Below are 251 nucleotides of genomic sequence, written 5' to 3' on the forward strand. Positions count from 1 at the left end.
AATGCATTCGAACCGATATTGGCGTGGGCAATCACATTGTCCATGTTTGTCTCGCTCTGATAGATGTTGATATGCCCGTCACATGGGCAAGCGTACGCCTGCTGCTGGCCGGGGTGAACCAGTTTATGAACCCGGTCCCGGAAGGCCATGTGGCGGCCCAACTGGGCCTGGGTGGCACGCTGTTGAGCCTGGCGGTGTTATTTTGCGGGATCTACCTGTGGAAATTCCGGAAATCTGTATTCCAATGACCA

General features: G+C 54.6%; 1 protein-coding gene. It reads left to right on the forward strand.

Translation table 11 applies throughout. The features are described 5' to 3' along the window. The coding region (locus ACRHNM_RS17530; RefSeq protein ID WP_431137929.1) for a hypothetical protein at positions 1–248 on the forward strand (248 nt) is incomplete at its 5' end. Positions 249–251: the final 3 nt, after the last annotated feature.

Source organism: Psychroserpens mesophilus, assembly GCF_050617655.1.
Lineage (GTDB): Bacteria > Bacteroidota > Bacteroidia > Flavobacteriales > Flavobacteriaceae > Psychroserpens > Psychroserpens mesophilus_A.